The 24117-nt window shown below is 58.5% G+C and carries 15 protein-coding genes and 1 pseudogene; 4 read left to right on the plus strand and 12 right to left on the minus strand.

Annotated features, from left to right (window positions below; all coding sequences use genetic code 11):
• The 5 genes and pseudogenes from QMK51_RS14475 to QMK51_RS14495 all read right to left on the minus strand — a co-directional run.
• Positions 1-1350 carry an HlyD family type I secretion periplasmic adaptor subunit gene (locus tag QMK51_RS14475; protein ID WP_320390643.1) on the minus strand — a complete coding sequence of 450 codons (1350 nt, stop codon included), beginning with the start codon at positions 1348-1350 and terminating at the stop codon, positions 1-3.
• Complete coding sequence (locus tag QMK51_RS14480) at positions 1347-3134, minus strand: type I secretion system permease/ATPase (protein WP_320390644.1); 1788 nt, start codon at positions 3132-3134, stop codon at positions 1347-1349. The genes QMK51_RS14475 and QMK51_RS14480 overlap by 4 nt, the downstream gene beginning before the upstream one ends.
• 211 nt (positions 3135-3345) lie before the next feature.
• Complete coding sequence (locus QMK51_RS14485) at positions 3346-3768, minus strand: AprI/Inh family metalloprotease inhibitor (RefSeq protein ID WP_320394521.1); 423 nt, start codon at positions 3766-3768, stop codon at positions 3346-3348.
• A 91-nt stretch (positions 3769-3859) separates the two neighbouring features.
• Complete coding sequence (locus tag QMK51_RS14490) at positions 3860-5317, minus strand: serralysin family metalloprotease (RefSeq protein ID WP_320390645.1); 1458 nt, start codon at positions 5315-5317, stop codon at positions 3860-3862.
• 629 nt (positions 5318-5946) lie between these two features.
• Positions 5947-6129, minus strand: a pseudogene (locus QMK51_RS14495) (transposase); the annotation flags it as partial.
• Positions 6130-6375: 246 nt separating this feature from the next.
• Here QMK51_RS14495 and QMK51_RS14500 point away from each other — a divergent pair.
• Positions 6376-6651, plus strand: a complete 276-nt coding sequence (locus QMK51_RS14500; RefSeq protein WP_258700625.1) for a DUF1652 domain-containing protein — start codon at positions 6376-6378, stop codon at positions 6649-6651.
• Positions 6652-6772: 121 nt separating this feature from the next.
• Here the strand turns inward: QMK51_RS14500 and QMK51_RS14505 are convergent, their stop codons facing one another.
• From QMK51_RS14505 to QMK51_RS14515, 3 genes are all read right to left on the minus strand, one after another.
• Positions 6773-7954, minus strand: coding sequence for a cystathionine gamma-synthase (locus tag QMK51_RS14505; protein WP_320390646.1), 1182 nt, complete (start codon positions 7952-7954; stop codon positions 6773-6775).
• A complete protein-coding gene (locus QMK51_RS14510) occupies positions 7951-9327 on the minus strand; it encodes a pyridoxal-phosphate dependent enzyme (RefSeq protein WP_320390647.1) in 1377 nt (458 codons plus the stop codon). Before QMK51_RS14510 ends, QMK51_RS14505 begins: the two co-directional genes overlap by 4 nt.
• Positions 9328-9615: 288 nt before the next feature.
• Positions 9616-12090, minus strand: a complete 2475-nt coding sequence (locus tag QMK51_RS14515) for a UvrD-helicase domain-containing protein (protein WP_320390648.1) — start codon at positions 12088-12090, stop codon at positions 9616-9618.
• A gap of 280 nt (positions 12091-12370) precedes the next feature.
• Here QMK51_RS14515 and QMK51_RS14520 point away from each other — a divergent pair, with 280 nt between their 5' ends.
• Complete coding sequence (locus tag QMK51_RS14520; protein ID WP_320390649.1) at positions 12371-13066, plus strand: pirin family protein; 696 nt, start codon at positions 12371-12373, stop codon at positions 13064-13066.
• Positions 13067-13274: 208 nt separating this feature from the next.
• Here the strand turns inward: QMK51_RS14520 and pgm are convergent, their stop codons facing one another.
• The 4 genes from pgm to QMK51_RS14540 all read right to left on the minus strand — a co-directional run bounded on the left by pgm (position 13275) and on the right by QMK51_RS14540 (position 19600).
• On the minus strand, positions 13275-14921 hold the full coding sequence (gene pgm / locus QMK51_RS14525) for a phosphoglucomutase (alpha-D-glucose-1,6-bisphosphate-dependent) (protein WP_320390650.1): 1647 nt from the start codon (positions 14919-14921) through the stop codon (positions 13275-13277).
• A gap of 111 nt (positions 14922-15032) precedes the next feature.
• Positions 15033-16433, minus strand: coding sequence for a PLP-dependent aminotransferase family protein (locus tag QMK51_RS14530; protein WP_320390651.1), 1401 nt, complete (start codon positions 16431-16433; stop codon positions 15033-15035).
• Positions 16434-16500: 67 nt separating this feature from the next.
• Complete coding sequence (locus tag QMK51_RS14535; protein WP_258695890.1) at positions 16501-17991, minus strand: hypothetical protein; 1491 nt, start codon at positions 17989-17991, stop codon at positions 16501-16503.
• 586 nt (positions 17992-18577) lie between these two features.
• Positions 18578-19600, minus strand: coding sequence for a zinc-dependent alcohol dehydrogenase family protein (locus QMK51_RS14540; RefSeq protein ID WP_258695891.1), 1023 nt, complete (start codon positions 19598-19600; stop codon positions 18578-18580).
• A gap of 268 nt (positions 19601-19868) precedes the next feature.
• On the opposite strand from QMK51_RS14540, the gene QMK51_RS14545 reads away from it, so the two are divergent.
• Both QMK51_RS14545 and QMK51_RS14550 read left to right on the plus strand, forming a co-directional pair.
• Positions 19869-20783, plus strand: a complete 915-nt coding sequence (locus QMK51_RS14545; protein ID WP_258695892.1) for a LysR family transcriptional regulator — start codon at positions 19869-19871, stop codon at positions 20781-20783.
• Between the two features lie 531 nt (positions 20784-21314).
• Positions 21315-23939, plus strand: a complete 2625-nt coding sequence (locus QMK51_RS14550) for a hypothetical protein (protein WP_320390652.1) — start codon at positions 21315-21317, stop codon at positions 23937-23939.
• The last annotated feature ends 178 nt before the right edge of the window (positions 23940-24117 follow it).

Below are 24117 nucleotides of genomic sequence, written 5' to 3' on the forward strand. Positions count from 1 at the left end.
TTATTCCTCGGTCAACGCGGAGCCTGCCCGGTCGAGCAGCGGTTTGAACAAATAGTTGAGGAGTGAACGTTCACCGGTGCGCACGAACATCTCTGCCGGCATGCCGGGCTTGATCACCAGACCGTTGAGTTTTTCCATGGCCTGATCGCTGACGCTGCTGCGCAGCACGTAATACGGCACACCGGTTTTCTCATCGACCATCTGGTCGGCGGAGATCAGGCTGACTTCGCCGGGGACGCGCGGGGTACGGCTCTGGTTGAACGCGGTGAACAGGATGTCCACCGGCAAGTGCGTGCCGACTTTGTCGATCAGGTTGATCGGCAGGTGCCCTTCCACTTCCAGGCGGGTGCCTTGCGGGACGATCTCCAGCAGGGTGTCGCCCTGACGCACCACCGCGCCTTCGGTGTGAACCCCGAGGTTGACGGCGATGCCGTCGGCGGTGGCGATGATTTCGCTGTGTTGCAGGTCGAAGCCGGCGGAAGTCAGTTGCTCTTCCAGGGTCACGCTTTTGAGCTGCGCGTCGGCCAGTTGGCTGCGCACTTCCTTCTGGTATTCCTCGCTGTGCTGTTGCAGCTTCAGCCGGGATTCGAGGATGCCCTGCTCCACCCGACCGCTTTCGCCGGTGTTCTCGGCCAGCTGTTGCTGCACTTGCGACAGCTGACGCTGGTATTCCATCAAGCGGTTTCGCGGGATGTAGCCGTTGTCTGCCAAGGGCTGAAGATTGCTCAACTGTTGTTGCAGGGAACTGGCCTGGGCCGTCAGGTCGGTGCGCGCGCGGCGCATGCCGGCCAGTTGCGCGCCGGCACCTTCGATATTCGCGCGCAGGGCCGCTTGCTCACGGGAAAAGGCTTCGCGACGGCTGCTGAACAATTGCCGTTGGCCTTCGAGCACCAGGGCCAGGCGCGGATCAGGATCGTTGCTCAGTTCGGCGGGGAAATTCACCTGCTTGAGGTTGTCCCGTTCACTCTGCCAGCGCGCCAGGCTGGCCCACGCCATGCGGTATTGCGCTTGCAGCGATTGCACGTCGGCCGCGACCTGGGTCTGGTCGAGACGGAACAGCGGCTGGCCCTGCTTCACCACTTGCCCTTCGCGCACCAGAATCTGGCTGATCACGCCGTTGCTCATCGATTGCACGGCTTTGCGCTTACCCGAAACGACCACGGTGCCCTGCACCGGAATGCCTTGATCGAGCGGCGCCAGGCTCGCCCAGGTGAAAAAACTGCCGGCGCCGACAATCGCCAGAACCCAGCCCATGCGGGCGAAGAAACGGGCGTCGCGCTCAGGGCGTTCGGCAATGTAATCGTGTTCCATCGTCGCTTCGCTGTCGTTGTTCATGCGTGCGCTGCTCATACACCCGAGTTCCTGGTCGTGGGCTGATACTGCCGGCTCATGCTGAGCCCGCCCGGTGCCTGCGCGGCTTTTTCACGTGGTGGTTCCTGATTGGCAGGCTGATTGCCCGACAGGGCCTTCAGCACTTCCTGGCTTGGGCCGAAGGCCTGCAAGCGACCTTCGTTGAGCACCAGCAACTTGTCGGCCTGGGCCAGGGCCGAAGAACGATGGGTGACCAGAATCACGCTGGTGCCCCGGGCCTTCATGTGCGCGATGGCGCCAGCCAGTGCTGCTTCGCCGACGGTGTCGAGGTTGGAGTTCGGTTCATCCAGCACCACCAGGCTCGGGTTGCCGTACAGCGCGCGAGCCAGGGCCACACGTTGCTTCTGGCCACCGGACAAACCGCTGCCGTCCTCGCCAAGCACGGTGTCGTAGCCCTGGGGCATGCGCAGGATCAGTTCATGGACGCCGGCCTGTTGCGCGGCTTCGACGACTTTTTGCGGATCCGCCTCACGGAACCGGGCGATGTTTTCGGCAATGCTGCCGCTGAACAGCTCGATGTCCTGGGGCAGATAGCCGATGTAAGGACCGAGGTCGTCGCGGTTCCAGCGATGAATGTCCGCGCCATCGAGGCGCACCGTGCCGCCCAACGTCGGCCAGACGCCGACCAGCACCCGTGCCAGGGTCGATTTACCAGACCCGGAAGCCCCGAGCACGCCCAGCACCTCTCCGGCGCCCAGGTTGAAATTGACCATGTGCAAGGTCGCTGCCCGCTGCCCTGGCGGGCCGGCGCTGACTTGCTCGAACGTGATCTGGCCTTTCGGCGCCGGCAGCGCCATGGCCTCGTCACTCGGTGGAAAGGCTTGGAGCAAGGCGTCGAGCCGGCGGTAAGCGAGTTTGGCGCCGCTCCATTGTTTCCACACGGCGATCAACTGATCGATGGGGCTCAGCACCCGGCCCATCAGGATGGAACCGGCGATCATCATCCCGGCGGTCATGTCGCCCTTGATCACCAGCAAGGCGCCCAGCCCCAGCACCAGGGATTGCAGGCACAGGCGCAGGGTTTTGCTCAGGGAACTGATGACCGCGCCGGTGTCGCTGGCCTGATTCTGCAAGCCGAGAAAACGCGAGTGCACCTCAAACCAGCGCTTGCGCAACACGCCGAGCATGCCCATCGCCTGAATGGTTTCGGCGTTATGCAGGTGACTGGTGGCCAGTTGGCTGGACTTCTGGGAAAAACCCGCGGCTTCGCCCAAAGGCTTTTGGGTCATGGCCTCGTTGAGGCAGGCCAACCCGATCAGCAGAACCGCGCCTGCGGTGGCCAATACGCCGAGCCAGACATTGAACAGAAAGATCACGAACAGATAGACCGGAAACCACGGCGCATCGAAGAAGGCAAACAGCGCCGGGCCGGTGACGAATTGGCGAATGTGGGTCAGGTCGCCCAGCGATTGCCCAGCGTTGCCCTCGCCTTTGAACAGGTTGCGCTCGAAAGCGGCCTGATACACCCGCAGGTTGAAACGGCGCTCCAACTGGCTGCCGATACGGATGACGATAAAGCTGCGCACGATCTCCAGCAGCCCGATAAAGGCAAAGAACCCCACCACCATCAACGACAACATCGCCAGTGTGGTTTCGTTTTGCGAAGACAGCACCCGATCATAGACCTGGAGCATATAAATCGACGGGACCAACATCAGCACATTAATCAACGCGGTAAAACACCCGACGCTGATCAGGATGCTTTTATAGTCGCCCAGTGCCTTGAATAACGGTGCAGTGGCCGGGCTCTTCGCCATCTTCATTGGTTTTTCCTGAGGTGTTATTCCTCGCCTTGCTTGGCGAGTTTCCAGTTAACTGTCCGCACACGGGCCGAGACATTCTTTTGCCGGTTATCGCTGACACATCTATAACAACGCTTATATTTTTTAAAGAGTTCCAGTTATTGATCGGCTGCTTATAACTGCAACAATGGGCTTTATATTCAGCGCCTGATGTCGGTCCGGTTGTTTTCGCCTAATGCGCTTCGCGCTTGAGCGTAATAATCAGGCCCGACTTCAAGGTACTTTTATAAAGCCCCTCATGCTGTCGGCTGAAGAACACTATTCTTGAGCCTTCTTTGCCGGTCACGGCAATGCCATCCGGTTCCGGAAACCAGCCAGTCGCCGACTCGTTCAGCCAGGCGCCGAGGCAGTCGGCCCCCTCCCCCAGGGTCTGGTTCGATTTAAGCTCGACCGTGCATACATTCGACGGCTTGTCTTGTAGCGCCCGGGACTCCGCCGAGTCTTGTGCGGTGTTCAAGGTGGCTTGCCATTTCCCCGCGAGTTCCGATGGGTCGGCTAATTTCAGACTGCGTGCCATGGCTGCATCTCCAAGAAACATCATCAGCGTCGCCAACAGCCACGCGGTTGCTTTGTAGGTAAAAGCGTTATGGATCATAGGGCGTTTTACTCTGAGTTGTAGCCTTGGCACCTGCCGTTCAAGGAACAGAGCGCGGCGCGTCAAGCGCCGCCCTCTTTTTTGCCTTGAATCAGGCCACGATGTCCGAGTACGCCGCCTGGCCAACGGTGCTGACCAGGAAGTCAGCCACGCCGTGCCCGGAGAAGTCCACCGACAACAGGCTGTTGCCGCCCGAAGTGGTCAACACTGCATCGCCTGCCGCACCGGTGAACGAATTCACGAAGTGCAGGCCCGCACCGTTGGTGATGCCGGTCAGGTCAATCTTGTCCAGGCCACTGACGAAATCGAGGATCTGGTCGACGGCACCTGGCTTGGAATCGCTGCTGGCCGCGAACACGAAGGTGTCCGAACCCGAGCCGCCCCACAGCTTGTCGGCACCGCCCGCGCCGTAGAGGATGTCGTTGCCGGCACCGCCCTTCAGCTCGTTGGACACGCTGTTACCGATCAACAGGTCGCTGCCCGAACCGCCAACCGCGTTCTCGACGGTGACGCCCTTGGCGATGGACACGTTGCCCACCAGGCCGCCAACGTCGGAGAACGAGGCTTCATTGAGATTGATCTTCTGGTTCTGGGTGAAACCGGAGAAATCCAGGGTGTCCTTGCCGCCCGCATCCCACACCGAGAACACGACTTTATCCGACGACGAAGACGCGCTCAGGAAGTCGCGACCGGCATCGGAGTTGAAGCCGTAGGTGGTGTCACCCGTACGGGTGGTGGTGTTGGCACCGTAGAGTTTCTGGATGGCGGCGATATCGTCCATCAGCGGGCCGGAGGAATAGGCTTCCACGCCGCCCTTGCTGAAGTTCTGGTCGGTATTGCTTTCACTCCAGTAACTCATGACGCTGTAGCCGCGGGTGTCTTGCCCGTAAGTCGCGTCATTGTAGGTCGGCGTGCCTTCACCGGCGTTGTAGTCGCCGGGGTGAGCCAGGCCCAGGGTGTGACCGATTTCGTGGGTCAGGGTCTGACGGCCGTAGTTGTTCAGGTCCGGCGTCTTGTTCGGCGTGTAGCTGCTGTTGGTCAAGTACCAGGAAGTACCGTCATAACCTGCCCCTGTGCCAGGCAGATAGGCGAATGCCGCCGCGCCGTCCTGACCGCCGCTGTAGTTGCCGAATGTCATGTGACCGTCGCCGCCAGTGGTTTTTTCAGTGAAGGTGACTTTGGCCACGTCGGCCCAGGATTGCATGGCGAGCACGGCCTGGGCTTTCTGTTGTGCATTGAACTGGCTGAACCCGGTAATGCCATGCTTGTTCATGGTGCTCGACGAGGCCGAGGTCAGGAACGTATAGGTCAGTTCGATTTTGCCGCTGCCGTCCTTGTCCTGGTAGGCAGCCCCGTCGCGCAGCAGCTGGGTAGCGGCCTCGTCGACGGAGAAGGAGGGTTTGCCATTGACCGTGAGATTGCCGCCCCGATCATACTGATGGCTGAAACTATCGATCTGGTTGTAGGCAGAACTGGGTGCAGCCAGCGCTTGCAATGGCGCAAAGGCCTGTTCGGCAAGATCAATAGCGTTGTCTTTTACTTTCGACATAAACACACTTCCTTGTTTAGCAATGGAACAGTTTTTGTCCGATACGACAATCTCTGGCGAGATCGTCCTATCACTCGCCCAATGAAGGCGTATAAAAACTGACACAGTTCGAAATCAAACGTCTACATTTTTTTTGGCATCAAATTGAACCATTCCAGATAACTCCCGCAAACAGTGCGCGCGCTGTCGAAATATTGTTTGTAGTTCAGGACTTCAGCCTGATTGTCCGACAATCTTCTATTTAAATATTAAATAGAAACAAGTTGTTTTTTGTTGAGGCGTTCTCGCTTTTCGGACTAGTTAATATAAGTGCCAGTGCATTGCCATCAACTAATTAAACGTTCAGTTAGTTGTAGTGGTGACCAGGGACAGTGCTCCGTGACTACACGGGAAAATACCGGCACCGCGCGTCACATTTCCCGCAGCCGAAACGGGCCTCAGACCATCCTCGCCATCCCGAGCTGCTAGAATCATTACGCCTTGGCCGCTGATCAGCGTTGCCCGACCGTCCCCTTCCCTGGCTCCGTCGCAGCCTCCGAGCTGCCAAAGCCCCTGTCTCCTGATCTGGAGGTATCCCATGAGTGGCAACACCGAACTCACTACATTCACCGGCTGGGCCGCAACGGCCCTTTCACATCCTCCTCCTGCCGAACCGCTCGATCGTGATAGCCCTTCTGCCACAAACGCCCGCTTCGCCCTAGCGCCTGATTAACGGCCAGACTACTTCGGGACTTGATTCGACACATCAGCTCGGGCAGCGTTTTATCCCGAAGTTCTACCAAACAGTGCATAGGGTCTGGCATCACCACCCAAGTCGAAAAGTCGTCCGGGCGTCAATGACCAACGGGATGCCCGGCGATGCTGATCTTTGGCCGAAATGCCGGTATCTCATGACCTGCGTCAAAAAAATTGAACCAATCGCTAAACGGACTGAAAAATTCCACATGATTTTCACATCCGGGTGCTACTTTTAAAGGCAGTCACCGGTTGAGCCATTGAAGGCTCTTCCCTCCTAACATGAGCTAAAGGAAGCGCTCGATGAAGAAGGTGGGCAACACATGAATCAAGGCTCATTCAGTAAGGTCACTTTTCCAAATGCCTGCCAGCTGATGCGCTGGCATTTTCATCCCATGGGTTTCGAGGCGACCATGGATGCGCCGGGCAGCATGGTTGCCCGCCTGTTCGATCGCGCCAGTGGCGAAACCATGATCGCCATTGCCGGTATTCCTTGTGCAACGGTCATGAATGCTGCCGATGTAGAACGGATAATCGAAGCTGTGGAAGATGAACTGGAGACGTTCATTCCACCGGCGGCGCTCGGGAATTACGCTTGACAGTCGCTGTTCCACAAAACCTGTGGGAGCGGGCTCGCTCGCGAAGAGGGAGTATCACTCGACATTGATGTTGCCTGGCACACCGCCTTCGCGAGCAAGCCTGCTCCCACATGGATTGCGCTTAACCCATCAGCAACAGGGCCTGAGCCAGATCGGCGCGCAGGTCTTCGACATCCTCGACCCCCACTGACAAACGCACAAGCGTATCGCTGATACCGAGCTTCGCGCGGGTTTCTGCCGGGATGGTGGCGTGGGTCATGATCGCCGGGTGCTCGATCAGGCTTTCCACCCCGCCCAGGCTCTCGGCCAAGGCGAAGATCCGCACACTCTCCAGGAAACGTCTGGCACCAGCCAGGTCGCTGTTCAGCTCGAGGGAAATCATCCCGCCGAATCCGCGCATCTGCCTCCGCGCCAGTTCGTGCTGCGGGTGCGATGCCAGGCCCGGATAAAAAACGCGCGCCACCTGCGGTTGCCTCTCCAACCATTGCGCCAGCTCCAGCGCGTTGCTGCAATGGCGCTCCATGCGCAATGCCAACGTCTTCACGCCGCGCAGGGTGAGAAAAGCGTCGAACGGCCCGGCAATCGCCCCCACCGCGTTCTGCAGAAACCCCAGGCGCTCGCTCAGTTCGGCATTCTGCCCGACCACCGCGATGCCGCCGATCACGTCGGAGTGGCCGTTCAGGTACTTGGTGGTCGAGTGCAACACGATGTCGAAGCCCAGTTCCAGCGGACGCTGGATCCACGGGCTGGCAAAGGTGTTGTCGGCCACACAGATGATGCCTCGCTCGCGACAGATCCGCGCGACGGCGGTGAGATCGGTGAGGCTTAGCAAAGGATTGCTCGGCGTCTCGACCCAGACCATTCGCGTGTCGTCCTGCAGCGCCGCTTCGAAGGCCGCCAGGTCCGTCAGTTCGACGAAACTGAAGCGATGCCCGGCGCTGCGTCGGCGCACCCGTTCAAACAGTCGGAAAGTTCCGCCGTACAGATCATTGCCAGAAACGATGTGCGCGCCAGCGTCGAGCAGTTCGAGCACCGTGGCGATTGCCGCCAGCCCGGAGGCGAAGGCAAACGCCTGGGTGCCACCCTCAAGGTCCGCCACACAACGCTCCAGGGCAAAGCGCGTCGGGTTGTGCGAGCGCCCGTAGTCGAAGCCCTTGTGCACACCGGGGCTCTGCTGCGCATAGGTGGAGTTGGCGTAAATCGGCGGCATCAGCGCCCCGGTGGTAGGGTCCGGCGTCTGCCCGGCATGGATCACACGGGTGGCGAAGCCGCGTGGCGCGGCGGTTTCATCGTGCTGGCTCATGCGAGGGATCTCCGCAAGTGATTGAGCATGTCGACACGAGTAATCAAGCCGTGAAAGCCCGAGGTGTCGGCGATGATCGCCACCAGCCCACGGTCGAGCACCACCTCCAGTTCAGCAAGACTGGCGCCGGGAGGCAGGGTTTCGAGCTTGTCGGTCATCGCGCTGGTCACGGTCATTCGGAAGTGCGTAGCGTCTTCGTGCACGCCAAGCAGAATGTCAGACTCGTCGATCACCCCGACCAGCCGCTGCCCATCCACCAGCACCGGCAGTTGCGATACATCCGCCAGGCGCATGCGCTGGAATGCTGTGAGCAAGGTGTCGTCCGGCCCCACGCTGACCACCCGGCCATCCTCGAAGCGCCGGGCGATCAGGTCACGCAAATCGCCGTAGCGCTTGCGCGCAAGCAAGCCCTGATCGTTCATCCACTGGTCGTTGTAGATCTTCGACAGGTAGCGGGTGCCGGTGTCACAGACGAAACTGACCACCCGCTTCGGCTCGGTTTGCTCGCGGCAGTAACGCAATGCCGCCGCCAGCAAGGTACCGGTCGAAGAGCCGCCAAGAATGCCTTCGGCGCGCAGCAGTTGGCGGGCAAGATCGAAACTTTCCTCGTCGCTGATCGAATAGGCGTGGCGCACGCTGGACAGGTCGGCAATCGACGGAATGAAATCCTCGCCGATGCCTTCCACCGCCCACGATCCGGGCGTGCCGAGGGTGCCGCTGCGGCTGTATTCGGCCATCACCGAGCCGACCGGATCGGCCAGTACCATTTCCAGGTTCGGCTGTACGCGGCGGAAGAAACGGGTGAGCCCGGTCAGCGTGCCGGCCGAACCGACGCCGACGACGATGGCATCCACATCATGCTGGGTTTGCGCCCAGATCTCCGGCGCGGTGCTGCATTCGTGGGCCAGCGGGTTGGCCGGGTTGTTGAACTGATCGGCGAAGAAGGCGTCGGGAATGTCTTTGGCCAGCCGCGCAGCGACGTCCTGGTAATAATCGGGATGGCCCTTGCCGACGTCGGAGCGGGTGATGTGCACCTCGGCGCCCATCGCCTTGAGGTGCAGGACCTTCTCGGTGGACATCTTGTCCGGCACCACCAGCACCACCCGGTAACCCTTGGCGCGGCCGACCAGTGCCAGACCCAGACCGGTGTTGCCAGCAGTGGCCTCGACGATGGTGCCGCCAGGGCGCAGTCGACCATCGCGCTCGGCGGCGTCAATCATCGCCAGGCCGATGCGGTCCTTGATCGAACCGCCGGGGTTCTGCGATTCGAGTTTGAGAAACAGTGTGCACGGACCGGTATCGAAGCGGCTGACACGCACCAGTGGCGTATTGCCAATCAGTTCGAGCACGGCAGGACGGGAGTCGTTAGGCATGTCGTCACCTCGCTGCGGATATCCGCACTGGATGGACAGCGACCTGCGGCCAGCCAAGCGCGCCAGTCGCAAGCAAAGTCTCGCTTGGACCATAGGCCGGGATTGCGCCCCTCGCAACTTTTCGCAGCCAGTCGGTAGCGTCTCTGTGGCGAGCGGCCTTGCTCGCGCTGGGTCGCGTAGCGGCCCCAAAAATCCGAGAACCATTGCCGATTTTTGTGAGTGCTGCGCACTCAAGCGGAAGCAAGCTCCCTCGCCACGGGTTCTTCTGACTCAAGCCCCTCTTAAGGGTCAGGCCAGGACTTTTCCTTGACGGTGATCGGCAAAAAACACTTTGCCCTTGCCGATCCGATCGGAGGCCTTGGGCATATTCACCGCCTGGGTATCCTGGCCATCGACATACCAGTAACAATGGCTCACCGCGCGGGTGATGCCCACGTAGGCCAGCCGCAAGATCTCGTCTTTCTGCGCGCTGTCGTAGGGCTCGCTGTCGCCGGCCTTGCCGAGTCCGGCCATGCGATAGACCTGGTTCTTGTAAGGCGAGCTGGTCAGATGCTGGCAATCGCCCAGCAGGAATACCGCATCAGCTTGCAGGCCCTTGGCGCTGTGATAGGTCAGTTGCTTGAGCCTTCGCGCGTCGTACGGCAAGCTAGAATCCACATTAACTACCGACTGAATATGCTCTTCTATCAATGACTTATCGCTACTTTTTCGATAAAGCATCAAGATTGAATCGCCTTTTCTGTAGTGCTCGATCAACCGCTGGGCCATGCCCTGGTCATCCCGATCGAGAACGTTCACCGGCAGCAGCGCCTTGGGCTCGCCGCTGGCCTTGGCCTTCTTGCCGGCGATTGCCGGCGCCGCGCGGACGATATGCTCCGCCGCGTCGATGATGTGCTGATGGCTACGGTAGTTGTCGCTGAGCATCACCTTGGTCGTACTCGGCGACGGGAACGCCTTGTTGAACTCCATGAAGTAGGTCGGCGAGCTACCGCGCCAGCCGTAAATCGACTGCCAGTCGTCCCCTACACAAAGCAATGACGAACGTTGCGCGCCGCGCCCCACATGCATGGCCGGGCCACGACTGCGGATCTCGGCCAGGCTGGCGCGGATCCAGGAAACGATCTGCGGCGACACGTCCTGAAACTCGTCAATCATCAAGTGCGACATCGGCCTGAGCAGCTCATCGCTGAGCAGCTTGAGATTCTCCGGTGAGTGCTCGCTGAACAGGGCAAACATCCGGTTGTAGGTCATCACGGGTGGCGATTGATCCAGCAGATGATCTTCCAGCGCTCGCCAGAACAGGCTCAAGGCCTCGAAGAAAAACCGGTCCGGATCATCCTTGGCGAAACTCATCTGGCCCACGGCACTGGGCACATCCAGGCCGAGGTTTTCGATGAACCCGGCAGCCGCGACAAAACAGTCCAGCAACGGCGCGGAACCGAGCTCGCCCTTGACCTTGTAATCGAAGCCCGGCCCGGCGCTGGCGTCGCCGGCAAGGGAGGCCAAAACACGTTTTGAAGACTCGTAACTATCAAGCCATATCAATGGCTTACGACAGAAAGCTTGAAATAGGGTGCGCTTTACCGCCCATTCCGCGCGCACGGTAAGTTTGGCATTCGGACGGCTGACCTGCGGGTTTTCCCGAGGGTCGAAACCCAACACCACCCAGGCATCCAGCGCCGGAATGTAACCGTGGCAATGAAAGGTCGAGCCGTTGATGTCGAAGGTCTGGCGATTCGGCTCGATGCCCTTGATTGGCCAGGCACCCGCGCGAAACCACAAGTCTTCGAGGGTGTCGCACAGCTCTTCATCGCGCTTGGCGGCGAGCTCCGTCACTGCCATGCGCTTCTGCACGTCCGGGTGATCACGCTCCAGCTCCTTGAGCTGCAAGGCGTGGCGAGACAAAGGCTTGATCAACTCGCGAAAGCGCTCATCGCGGGTGTGCAGGCTGTGATAGCAGGCATTGAGTTGCTGACGCTGGGCGTCATTGATGCGCAGGTCGAAGGGATTGCTGTCGACCTCCTCATCGCCGCCCTGCACACGAAAGCTGAGGTTTTCGAAGGCTTGCAGCCGCTCGAAACCCGGCAGGCTGCGAACCATCGGCAGGATGCGCGAATGGAAGGTGCGCACCAGGTCCCGCGCCTCTTTAAGGCTGAGCGTCCGGCCCCACAAGGCAAACAGCTCGATCAGCTTGTTGATGAAGTCCTTGCGCGATTCGCGGGTGAAGGTCACCACGGTCATCGAACTCAGCTCAAACCCCAGGTAATGGCTGAGCAGCAGGATTCGCAGCACCAGCGTGGTTGACTTGCCCGCGCCCGCCCCGGCGATCACCGAGGTCGACGGTGTGTCGCTGAAGATCATCTTCCATTGGGCAGCGCTCGGCTGGGCATGCGCGGGCAGCAGCCTAGCAACGTCGGCCTTCATGCGTTTTTTCAGCTCAGCGCTCAATGGCAGGCGCCAATCGTCGAACAGGTTGTCATCGACACTGGGCGGTCGATGCTCGGTTGAGCGCGAGTCGCGGATCAGCAGAACCTGCCGACCTTCCTCCAACCCCTCGAGCTTGCCTTCCTTATAGCCGTACTCCACCCCGGCGCTGTGGCCGCTGCGAAAACCGTCGGCTTGCCCATGCAGCCAGGACGCACGATGTTGCGCGCGCAGGCGGGTCAGGCCGTGGCCAAAGAACCGGGCGGCCAGGCGCTTGAGCAACGGCATCTCGGCCAATGGACGAAGTTCGGGAGGAAGATCGGGGGTGTGTTGCGGCACGCTGACGGACTCCAGGGTGTGAGGCTGTTGAGGGCTATGGTGTCTGCATTTGCCGTTGAGTTCTAGTGAAATGCTTACAGGTCATTGGCTTATGCGATGAAGTGAACGTTGGATGAGAACGTTTCGAGATCATTAAATATCGATTTGCCCGATTGGATTCAGGCAATTTTTACGCTTTTTATCGATTATTACCTGATAGATGATGCTTGCCATCAACCACCGGTTCTCGTTTTGTGGCTCAGGCGTTCTGCCCCATGACGAACCTTTTCAGGAGACGATCATGCTTGAACTCAGACCTTTCAACTCGCTGGGCGGCGCGCACCATGGCTGGTTGGATGCCCATCACCACTTTTCGTTCGCCGAGTACCACGACCCCAAACGCATGAACTGGGGCAACCTGCGGGTGTGGAACGACGACGTGATTGCCGCCGGTACCGGGTTCCCGCAACACCCGCACCGGGACATGGAAATCATCACCTACGTGCGTGAAGGCGCGATTACCCACCAGGACAACCTCGGCAACAAGGGCCGCACCGAAGCGGGCGACGTTCAGGTCATGAGCGCCGGCACCGGGATCGCTCACAGTGAGTACAACCTGGAAACGACCGAGACCCGGATCTTTCAGATCTGGATCATCCCCAACGAAGCCGGTTCGGCACCGTCGTGGGGCGCCAAGCCATTCCCCAAAGGCGAGCGCGAAGGTTTCGTGACCCTGGCCAGCGGCAAGGCCGGGGACGATCAAAGCCTGCACATTCGCGCCGATGCGCGCCTGGTGGCGGCCAACCTGAAAGCCGGGGAAACGGCGGAATACCGCCTGGACAATGGACGTCGCGCTTACCTGGTGCCGGCAACAGGTGTCATTGAAGTCAATGGCTTGCGTGCACAAGCTCGAGACGGTGTCGCGGTTGCCGATGAGCAGGTGTTGCGCGTGACGGCGATTGAGGACAGTGAAATCGTGTTGGTGGATGTGGCTTGATGCGGTAAATGCAGGACAAAAAAAGGGGCGACCGTGGATGGTCGCCCTTTTTTATTCATTTTTCATTGTGGCGAGGGAGCTTGCTCCCGTCCGGCTGCGAAGCAGTCGCAAACTCGGCGATGCAGTATGCCTGACGGATCGCGTCGCCTGATTTGAGGGCCGCTTCGCGCCCCAGCGGGAGCAAGCTCCCTCGCCACAGAGCCCTCAATCACTTCGCAGAAATTGCGCCATCCACCAGTGTCTGAGCCTCGGCCACCAGTTGCTTGAGGTGATCGTCACTGACAAAGCTTTCTGCGTAGATCTTGTAGATGTCCTCAGTGCCCGACGGCCGTGCCGCGAACCAACCGTTCTCGGTCATGACTTTCAGACCGCCGATGGCCTGGTCGTTGCCCGGTGCGTGGCTGAGGATGCTCTGGATCGCTTCGCCCGCCAGTTGAGTCGAGGTGACCTGGTCCGGCGACAATTTGCTCAGCAGCGCTTTCTGCTCAGGATTTGCCTTGGCATCGACCCGTACCGAGAAAGGTTCGCCCAGTTCATCGGTCAATGCACGATAAGCCTGGCTTGGATCCCGGCCCGTACGAGCAGTCATTTCGGCGGCCAGCAGCGCTGGAATCAACCCGTCCTTGTCGGTGCACCAGACCCCGCCGTCCTTGCGCAGGAACGACGCGCCGGCGCTTTCTTCGCCGCCAAAACCGAGGGAACCGTCGAACAGACCGTCGGCAAACCATTTGAAGCCGACCGGCACTTCGTACAGACGGCGGCCCAGACGTTTGGCAACGCGATCGATCAAGCCACTGCTGACCACTGTTTTGCCCACGGCCGCATCGGCGCGCCACCGTGGACGATTCTGGAACAGGTAGTCGATCGACACCGCGAGGTAATTGTTCGGTGCCAGCAAACCACCGGACGGGGTCACGATGCCATGGCGGTCGTGGTCAGGGTCGCAGGCAAAGGCCACGTCGAAGCGCTCTTTCAGACCGATCAGGCCTTGCATGGCGTGGCTGGACGATGGGTCCATGCGGATCTGCCCGTCCCAGTCGACGGTCATGAAACGGAACGTCGCATCAACCTGTTTATTCACCACTTCCAGGTCCAGGCGGTAGTGCTCGGCAATCGCCGACCAGTAGCGCACCCCTGCTCCACCCAGAGGATCGACACCCAGACGCAGCTTCGCATCGCGGATGGCGTCGAAGTCGATCACGTTGATCAGGTCGGCGACATAGGTGTTGAGGTAATCATGACGATGGGTGGTGCTGGCCTTCAGGGCCTGTTCGTAGCTGATGCGTTTGACGCCGGCGAGCCTGGCCGCCAGCAGCTCGTTGGCCTTCGCTTCGATCCACTTGGTGATGTGGGTATCGGCCGGGCCGCCGTTGGTTGGGTTGTACTTGTAGCCACCGCTTTGCGGCGGGTTGTGGGACGGCGTGATGACGATGCCGTCCGCCAGGCCCGAGGTGCGCCCACGGTTGTAGCAAAGAATCGCATGGGAAATGGCTGGCGTCGGGGTGTACTCGTCGCCTTCGGCGATCATCACCGTCACGCCGTTCGCCGCCAGCACTTCCAGGGCGCTGGCACCGGCCGGCGTGGACAACGCGTGGGTATCGATCCCGACGAACAGCGGACCGTCGATGCCCTGGGCTTCGCGGTACAGACAGATCGCCTGGCTGATGGCCAGAACGTGCCATTCATTGAAACTCAGGTCGAACGAGCTACCTCGGTGTCCGGACGTGCCGAAGGCGACACGCTGGGTAGAAATGGCTGCATCGGGCTGGCCGGTGTAATAGGCCGTTACCAGTCGCGGGATGTCGACCAACAGTTCTGCCGGTGCCGGTTTGCCCGCAAAAGGACTGAGTGTCATGCAAAACCTCTGAAAGAGAGTGGTTCGGGAATAGGGATGCAGTTTACTGACAGTTTGACCGTAGCGCGATGTTATCGAATGTCAGGTATCGAGGATGTTTGGCGTCCCGGTTCAATCGATCGATTCCAGGCGCAAGGCATCCCCCAGCAGCCCCAGTGCAGCGATGAGGTCGTGATCGTCGCCGAACGTATGACTCAGGCGCAAGTGCTGCCCGTGCAGGCCATGCAGGCTGAACAACTCCCCCGGCGCGATGACCACTTGCTGCTTGAGCAGTCGCTGGAACACTCGATGTACATTTACCTGGCGCAACGAGCGGATCCAGATCGTCGCCCCGCCCCGGGGTTCGACGAAGTGCAGCGCATCAGGCAGACGCTCTTCAAGCAACTGGGTCATCTGCACCATGCGTTCCTTGAGCAGTCGACGCAACACCTGCAGGTGTTGATCGATACGTCCGTTGCTGTACAGCCGTGCGATGGCTTTCTGACGAATCAGCGACAAACGGAAGGCACGCAGCAAGAAGTGCCGTTGCAGGTCGGCGCGCAGCCGTCGCGAAAGCACATAGCCATAGGGCGCCTCCGACCCGATGATTTTCTCGAACGTGGAAAACACGATCAGCCGGTCAGGGTCCAGCAGATCGCGAAACCGCAGGCCGTTCGGCTCGAATTCGAGTTCGCCGTAACAATCGTTTTCCAACACCCAACTGCCATGTCGCTCCAGCAGCCGTGCGGTGGATTGCCTGTTGCTGTCAGGCGCCACACTGCCCCTGGGCATGTTCAGTCCCGATGAAAGCATCACCAGTCGCACCCGCTCGGTCTCAAGCAAATGGTTCAATTGCTCAAGATCCAGACCGCCATTGGCTTGCAACGGCAATTCGATCACCTTCACATCCGCGCCCTGGAGCAGGCGCAGAATCACCCAGTCGCACGGCGACTCGACCACCACTACCGTGTCTTTGAGGCCAAGGGCGGCGATCAATATTTCCAGGACGCCACGCAGGTCTGCGCCGATATAGACATCATCGGCATGCCAGCAGCGTGTCGGCGAAGTGGTGTAGCGCGCCGCGAGGGCTGTGCGCAGTTCCAGCTCGCCGCAGGGTTGTGAAGGCGGTTGTGGCTGGCGCGGATACTGGCGCAGCAATTCTCGCTCCAGCAACAACAACGGGCTATCCAGGGGCTGTAACAACGCCGGCTCATCGGCGCTCAGCACCAGCATGCCAGGACGTCTGGCGTTGACATAGACCGTTTCGAGCAGGTCCTTGCCGCTGCCGGGCATGCCGACGGAGGACACCGGTAGTGCGTAATAGCCCGACTTGGCGACTGAATAGACGCGCCCTTCCTTCTCCAACAGCGAATAGGCGTACTGGATGGTCGAGATCGACACATTCAGACGGTCCGCCAACTGTCGCAACGAAGGCAGCCGCACGCGTGCATCACTGCCCGGCTCATTGATCAGGTTATTCAGGTAACGGTACACCGCCTGGTACGCAAAATCGGTCTCTCGTGATCCTTTCATGGGTAATGGCCGAACACGCTACAAACGCCGAGATGCATCCTTGATGAATCCGTCAAACCAGGCACGTTCACCGGCCCGTCGACCATTCGCCCGTCACGGCCGTTTCATTTTCAGGGTCGATCACTTCCGCGTGCACACCCACGTCGCCGCCTCCCGTGTCAGGCGCCCCGCCCTCATTGCGAACCACCGACCCCATGCGGTAAAGCTTTCCGATCAGACTGACCGGCAACCCGCTGACATCAACCATCCACTGCAGAACCTGCTCGGGCGCCGAATTGCCCAGCATCGCCCGGTGCAAATCCGGCAACGCCACGAGCATGCCGGGGTGGCGCTGACGGAGAAAATGCTCAAGCGCCGCGCCGTTATCGACAAACGGGGCGAAGAGCAGACACACCAGTTGGGCTTCGCTCAAACCGAGGTTCTTCTGGGCCTCCGCCGCCGCCAATTCGCGCTGGTCGGCCATTGTCAGCGGATTGCCAAAGGCCTCCATTGCCTGCTCGCAAAAGCGCTCGGGCAGCCGTTTACGACGCATCATCACCAGCGCCCGCTGCACGTACTCGCCGACACCCGACTCGTAGGTGCGACCGTGCACAAAGCACGCTTGCAAGCCCCGAAGGTGCGCGCAGATCGACGGGCTGACGTAGTCGTTATCACTGAGTTGAGCGGTCAGTTCGTCAGGTTGAAACCCGAGGAAGTCGGTGAGCAGCGGCCAGCGCTCCTCCAGATTGCTGACCAGCATGTCGTGAATGTCGATGAAGGTCGTGCGACGGCAGGCTTCAAAACAGTCGGCGGGACGCCATGCAACCTGAGCAGAATCAGGATAAAACTCGCGATAGCAGTCGCTACCCAGCTCATCGAGCCGTGCGAACAACCCTTCGTAGCCCGTTTCATTACGATTCGATGCCTTGAGCCCCGCCTTGGCCGCAGCACGGTTCAAGCCGTCGAGAAACTGCGCCTGCCGACGGGGTGTATCGCTACTGACCCATACATCGACGCCCCTGTCCCAGCGGGCGATTTGCCCATAAAACTCGCCGGTTGCCAGGTACCCGTCATCCCACAGATCGAGTGGTCCGTCCCAGCTGCGACGGTGCCCGACCATCAGCAGATTGAGCCGATTCGACTCGCGACCGGCTTCGGAGATCGGCGCCAGGTGGTTGAACGGCAGCACCTCGCGATTGTCGACCATCAACACTTCGACCCGAGGATCGTCGTAGAGGAACAATGCACTGCAGCTGCGATGGATGTTTTCCAGGGCGGTAGAGGACGTGCCGTTCAAGCGCAACGTCGCCACACGCAACTGGAACGTTGCCGGTGCCCGGCCGGCGATACTCAGCTGCGCGGCGCGCAGCAGCGCCAGTGTGTAGCAGCTGTCGCGGGATCCGGACTGGACCGCCAGTACCTTGTAATCACCGATACGCTCCATACCTCCGGCGGACACCACCAGGCGCTGAATCATCAGTTGCAATGCCGTGCGCTCGGCGCGAGAAAAAAAACTCAGCAAGCGCTGCAGTACTTGTTGATAAACATAGTTCATTGCCTGTTCATGGGTATGGGTCATCATTGTTTACCTGTTACTCATAAGTTCGATGCCACGCAAATAATGGTATGTACCGCGCGACGGGTTGTCTGTCATGAATGGAGTGCCGGGATTAGTGTCGAATGCTAGCACTTAAGCTTTGCGTAATTATTTGAAATGATTGCACGTCACGGATACCCCAGACAGGGCAAGGTCGTCGCAATGCCCCGTAGAATGGGCGTGTTGCGCTCGCACGGGATTTCCTAGGAAATTTCCGACAACATCCCACAGACAGGTAACACAAGAAATAAAGAAAGAAGTTGCCAACAAATGCATGACAACCGAGGGAGGTGAAATTATTTGTTGAACATGTATTGCCAACATGCATTGAGAAGTTTCAAGCTGATACCCAGCCATGACTCTTTCCTTGAGATGAAATAATCACTCAATTATCAGGGCTTATATGATGATTAGAAGATACAGATCGAGAGCAAAAACCAGTTCAGTTGCTGAACCGGCCCACTGACTGATCAATGGGATGTCTCATTTGGGAGGTGTTGCGAGCAGCAGAGTCCGTGCTGGCACGGACTCTTGGAGGCACTTATACAAAAAGGCTCATGCAAAGGGCTTAGGCAGGTTCGACCTGAAGGGCGACCCGTTCGCGACATGGGCATTCGTCCATATAGCGGTGCGCTTCGACAAACTCGGAAAACGGAAAGACCCGAGTCTTGAGCGGCAGCAGCACGCGATCGGCAGTCAACTGGTTGATGTCGCGCAGAGCACGTTGCAGTGCAGCCTGATCCTGGATAATGCCCAGTTCCGGTTTGCCGGTGAAGTTGCCGATGCAGTGCACGAAGAATTGAATGTTTTTCTGGAACGCTGCGCAGGCCGGGAATGGCGTCTGATTACCCCCTTGCAGGCCATAGAGCACCAGGCTGCCGCGAGGTGCGAGCACATCGCCGAGCATCGACATCTGCGGCCCGCCAAGGCCATCGAACACTACGTCGACGCCGCGGTTATCGGTGATCTTGTTGATCTGCATCAGCAGATCCTGTTCTTCGGTGACGATGACTTTCTCGGCACCCAGGGACAGCAGGTATTCACGTTCTTCCGCGGATTTGGTCGCGGCAATCACGCGCACGCCGAGAGCTTTGCCCAATTGCACGAACGACGGTCCGGCGCAATGACTGGCGTCGGTCACCAGAGCGAATTGCCCGGGCTTGACGCGCGCCAGATCGGCATAAGCAAAATAGGCAATCAACAACGGCGTGTAGTGCACGCTGGCTTCGATCGGGCTGAGCACGTCCGGATAAGAGGTCAGTGCCGAGCGCGGCAGAACGATCTGTTCGCCGTAGACCGGATAGTCGTTGGGGCTTTCGGCCGGGAAACTGGCGACCTTGTCACCGACAGCCAGGTCATCGACACCCTCGCCAAGCGCCGTGACCACGCCGGCCATTTCATGACCCAGGCCTGAAGGCAGGCGAGCATGGGACGAAGCCAGGTTCTGGCGCCAGAGAATGTCGTACCAGCTGATGCCAATCGCCTCGACACGCACCTGCACTTCGCCCGGCGCAGGCAGAGCGGCCGCATGCTCTTCGCATTTGAGCACCTCGGCTGGACCAAACTTGTGAAAACGGATCGTGCGGGACATCGCAAACCTCGTCAAAATAACCTCTAATGCCCTGAACTCTATCTGGGCTTTCTACCCAAGACCATCAGTGGCCATTAATAGTCGACATGCCTGTCATTGATTCCGCAGCGACGGCGACATCATCCAATGCCGTAAAAACCGAAGCAGCCTTCCAAGGAAAACTGAATTACCCTGTGCAGAGTACCAGTCTTTCCCCGTAAGATTCACGCCGGCCATTGTTCTCATATGGTCGCTCACGTCAAGTTTGCTGAATCTGCCAGGACTCCAGATGAATCGTAATGACCTGCGTCGTGTCGACCTGAACCTGTTGATCGTTTTCGAAACACTGATGCACGAACGCAGCGTGACCCGCGCTGCGGAGAAATTGTTCCTCGGCCAACCGGCCATCAGTGCGGCGCTCTCGCGCCTGCGCGGGCTGTTCGATGACCCGCTGTTCGTGCGCACCGGCCGCAGCATGGAACCTTCCGCCCGAGCGGTGGAAATCTTCGCCCTGCTCTCGCCGGCCCTGGACTCGATCTCCACCGCGGTCAGTCGTGCGGCGGAATTCGATCCGGCGACCAGTAACGCGGTATTCCGCATCGGCCTGTCGGACGATGCCGAGTTCGCGTTGCTGCCAATGCTGCTCAAACGGCTGCGTGCCGAGGCACCGGGCATCGTGTTGGTGGTGCGTCGCGCCAATTACATCCTGATGCCGAACCTGTTGGCCTCGGGCGAAATTTCCATTGGTGTCAGCTACACCGCCGACCTTCCGGCCAACGCCAAGCGCAAAGTACTGCGCCGCAGCATGCCGAAACTGTTGCGGGCCGACACCGTGCCGGGGCCGTTGAGCCTGGATGATTTCTGCGCCCGCCCTCACGCACTGGTTTCGTTCGCGGGTGACCTGAGCGGCTTTATAGATGAAGAGCTGGAGAAACTGGGGCGCAAACGGCACGTGGTGCTGGCGGTACCGCAATTCAATGGGTTGAGCACACTGATCAGCGGCACCGATATCGTGGCCACCGTCCCGGATTACACCGCCGAAGCGCTGACCGCGGCCGGTGGCGTTCGGGCGGAAGACCCGCCGCTGCCGGTGCGCAGTTTTGAATTGCACATGGCCTGGCGCGGGTCGCAGGATAATGATCCGGGTGAGCGGTGGTTGCGGTCGCGGATTCAGATGTTTTTTGGCGACCCTGAGAGTCTTTAGGGGTCGTCGGGCAGGCTGTTTATCTGATCACTTTTGCCTCTCAACAAACCATGGAGCTCCATTCACTTCCAATGGATTGCCACATTGGGGGCACATCTGAGGGCATGCTTTGGATGGTTTGAAAAGGATGCCCCCAGCCTGAAGGCCCACGTAAGCAAGCGTCCAACTCACCTTTTGTAAGTCAGGTGTCCACTGATGCGGCAGCAGTTGCCCGGTTTCGCTGGTCTTCTGGATAGGCAACTGCGTTAGCACATCCTTACTTCAAGACAAACCAAAAACCATGATCTACCGCAGCCATGGTCAGTCTACTGAGCGCATCTGTGCCACACAGCACTGCCCCTCGGGAATATTGCATGTACAAATATGTACTTTCCATAATACCTGTGGATTGGAGAATATTTGTCTATCAAAAACCACGTGGCCCTGGACACACGCTGTGTGAATGGAATAAGCGGACGACAGCAGCGCTGCCACCGCTTGTATTTCTGGCGACACTGCCGTCCAGCCGCCAACTCAATGCTCTGCTAAGATTTGCCGCTCAGATTGATTTCAAGGAGAAAAGTCATCAGCCGTATTAAGGACACCGAGGCTTTCATCGCCAAATCAAAGGCGAAATTTGGCCAGCAGTTCAGTTACTCCGAGACCCTCTGGCACTCGGCGCGCGCACCTGTAGTTCTTCATTGCCTGAGGCACAATCCCCCCGAAAAAGTTGAGATAAATCCCGATCAGCATCTGAGCAAGAAGGGCGGCTGCAGGCAATGCAAGGCTGACAGCGTAAGGGCTCGACATGGCAAGACTCGGGAGGTCTTCGTCGCCGAGGCCAAAGCCAGGCACGGGGACGCCTTTGATTACGGCAAATTGGTATATCTCAATGCCAAGACAAAATTACTCATATACTGCCTTGAGCACTGCATCGAGTTCTGGCAACTTCCCGAGGTCCATTTGAAGGGCAGTGGCTGCCCTGCCTGCAAGAGTGCAAAGTTAAAAAAGAGCAATGCGGAGTTGTACAACCAGCGGAGCGTCAAATATGAGGAGTTCCTGACTAGGGCAAATTTGACGCATAACGGTTACTACCAGTATCAGCCCGAAAGCTATGTAGGCTTTAGCAAGAATATTCGCATCATTTGCCCCAAGCACGGCGTGTTCTCTCAACGCGCCGAGCGACATGCGAGCGGTAGTCAGTGCAAGAAGTGCGTGGCTGATAACCTCAAGATCACCGAGCCAGTACTTCGGGCGCGTATCGAGCAGAAATTTGGCTCGATTCTTTCGGTCCGATTCGGTGTCTGGTCAGGCTTCAAAACGATTGTCCAGGCATTCTGCAGTCGACATAGACATAGCTGGAGCTTGACTGCGAGTGCCCTGCTCTCGGGCGGTGGTTGTCGTCACTGTGTAAACGAACTTAAAAATCGGCCTGCTTTAGCAGCGCTGGTGAGCAGCTTGCCCCCCGAACTACGTTATTTGGAAACCAGTCGAAACCCTGATTTTCTGAGATTTAGCATCGACGCCACGCGCAAACACCGAGCTCAGTACCGCTACGAGGAAAACCTCTTTATCTCGTTTTCCCGGCCGTGCCAAGTGATCTGCCACACCCACGGAGCCTTCAAATTAAAGCCTGAAGAGCATCTGGGCGGCACGGGTTGCCATATTTGCGCCTACCAAGACCAGTTCATCAGGTCGGCACGCCAACGCTTCGCTGACCGTTTCGATTATGGCCAAACGAATTTCAGCCAAGCCAGTGGCCAAGAAAAAATCAGCATCCTCTGCGTTGAGCATGATGTTCGCGGCAGTATCAGCGCCGAACTACATCTGCGTGGCACGCCGTTTTGCGGGGTTTGCAAGAGCCAATCGCGGGCGTTGACCACCGAACAAAACCGCCGTGCTAAACACCATGCCTTGCTCCAAGCCTTTAGAGAGGCGGCTTTCGCGGCCCACTCTGGAAAGTACGAATATCCTAACTTAGAGGAGGAGCTAGTCACACGTGTCAGCAAAATCACTGCCTACTGCAAGCAGCATGATTTTACGTTTACACCGTCTGCAGCGGCGCACGTACAAACAGGCAACCGAGCACCCTCAGGATGCCAGCGTTGCAAGGGAGACGTTTCTCGACTGCGCTACCGCAAACCTTACATCGAAGTCCAAGCAAAATTGGCCAAACATGGTTTTAGCCTCCTCACCCCAGAGCATGATTACAAGAACCAAGGTGAACCCATGTTGGTTCGCTGCAATGAAGGCCATGAGGTAAACGTAGTCCCGCAGAAGATTTTTAGTGGTCGAAGCTGCCCAAATTGCTCTCCTTTCGTTGGCGAGGCGATTACCCGCAGTATTCTTGAAGAGGGCTTCGGATTTTCGCTACAGAAACGGCGATTTAAGCAGAAAGATCATCCTCACTTGATTCAGCCCCACGCCAGCCTCGAACTGGATGGATACAATGCGCAGTACAAAGTTGCGTTTGAATACCAAGGCGCATGGCACTCCCAAAGGGCTCGACACCGTACGGAGGCGAGCTACCAGCGCCAAATTCAGCGAGATGAGCAGAAGGCTGTGATGTGCGAAGAGCTGGAAATCAAACTAATTGTAATAAACGAGTTCATGTACCCGTTTGAGGCTACAGATGTAAGAAAGAAGATCCTGGACGGCCTTGATAAGGTTTGTCTGAAACAGCAGTGTGTTGTTCAAGAGCCTTTGCTGCTGCTATCTCACATTCCATTGTTCAACCTGAATGGCCAAAAAAAGCTGCTTGCACTGGCTGATGAACATAACCTCAGTGTGAAAGAAACGGCATGGTACGGAAAATGGCATAGCTACTCATGGCAGTGCAACATATGCGACAACGAGTTTAAATCGCCTTATATCGTGCGTGAAACTGCAAAGTGGAAGTGCTGTCCCCGCTGCGCACGAAATCATCCAGAAGTCAAAGAGCGACGCCGGAACACAATGAAATTAAAGGGTGGTGAATACCTGGAGGCGCTTCGAGAGAGAGGCCGAGCCATTGGTCTGGAGCTAGTGGATGCCGATTGGAAAACTGCGGCTCAACACGTCACTTATAGGTTCAAATGCATCCACACGAAAGCTGAAGTGAAACCCAGAAACTACAACAGCGTATTCTTGGGGTACAACGGTTGCGATTGCGATGAACACCGCCGACCACGAGTTTGACCCAGCGAACAATTTTGATTTGTATCGATCTCTTGTCCAGATTGAGGTGATTAAGTCACCTCATTTTCCGTTCTTCACGGCGAGATGATGTCGAAGAGCGGCGGACTGCCATCAACATCGCCATAAAGCTGATCTCGTCCCAGAGGTCGCTTCTCTCCGCCCATGACTTTATGTCGTT

Origin of the sequence: Pseudomonas sp. P9_31 (genome assembly GCF_034008235.1) — a bacterium.
Classification (GTDB): Bacteria; Pseudomonadota; Gammaproteobacteria; order Pseudomonadales; family Pseudomonadaceae; genus Aquipseudomonas.

Bases quoted from the DNA above. Each gene is read 5' to 3' on its own strand.
- QMK51_RS14510 (WP_320390647.1), bottom strand. From the start codon at position 9,327: ATGCCTAACGACTCCCGTCCTGCCGTGCTCGAACTGATTGGCAATACG.
- QMK51_RS14500 (WP_258700625.1), top strand. From the start codon at position 6,376: ATGAATCAAGGCTCATTCAGTAAGGTCACTTTTCCAAATGCCTGCCAG.
- QMK51_RS14475 (WP_320390643.1), bottom strand. From the start codon at position 1,350: ATGAGCAGCGCACGCATGAACAACGACAGCGAAGCGACGATGGAACAC.
- QMK51_RS14540 (WP_258695891.1), bottom strand. From the start codon at position 19,600: ATGTCCCGCACGATCCGTTTTCACAAGTTTGGTCCAGCCGAGGTGCTC.
- QMK51_RS14485 (WP_320394521.1), bottom strand. From the start codon at position 3,768: ATGATCCATAACGCTTTTACCTACAAAGCAACCGCGTGGCTGTTGGCG.
- pgm (WP_320390650.1), bottom strand. From the start codon at position 14,921: ATGACACTCAGTCCTTTTGCGGGCAAACCGGCACCGGCAGAACTGTTG.
- QMK51_RS14545 (WP_258695892.1), top strand. From the start codon at position 19,869: ATGAATCGTAATGACCTGCGTCGTGTCGACCTGAACCTGTTGATCGTT.
- QMK51_RS14505 (WP_320390646.1), bottom strand. From the start codon at position 7,954: ATGAGCCAGCACGATGAAACCGCCGCGCCACGCGGCTTCGCCACCCGT.
- QMK51_RS14520 (WP_320390649.1), top strand. From the start codon at position 12,371: ATGCTTGAACTCAGACCTTTCAACTCGCTGGGCGGCGCGCACCATGGC.
- QMK51_RS14530 (WP_320390651.1), bottom strand. From the start codon at position 16,433: ATGAAAGGATCACGAGAGACCGATTTTGCGTACCAGGCGGTGTACCGT.
- QMK51_RS14535 (WP_258695890.1), bottom strand. From the start codon at position 17,991: ATGACCCATACCCATGAACAGGCAATGAACTATGTTTATCAACAAGTA.
- QMK51_RS14490 (WP_320390645.1), bottom strand. From the start codon at position 5,317: ATGTCGAAAGTAAAAGACAACGCTATTGATCTTGCCGAACAGGCCTTT.
- QMK51_RS14480 (WP_320390644.1), bottom strand. From the start codon at position 3,134: ATGAAGATGGCGAAGAGCCCGGCCACTGCACCGTTATTCAAGGCACTG.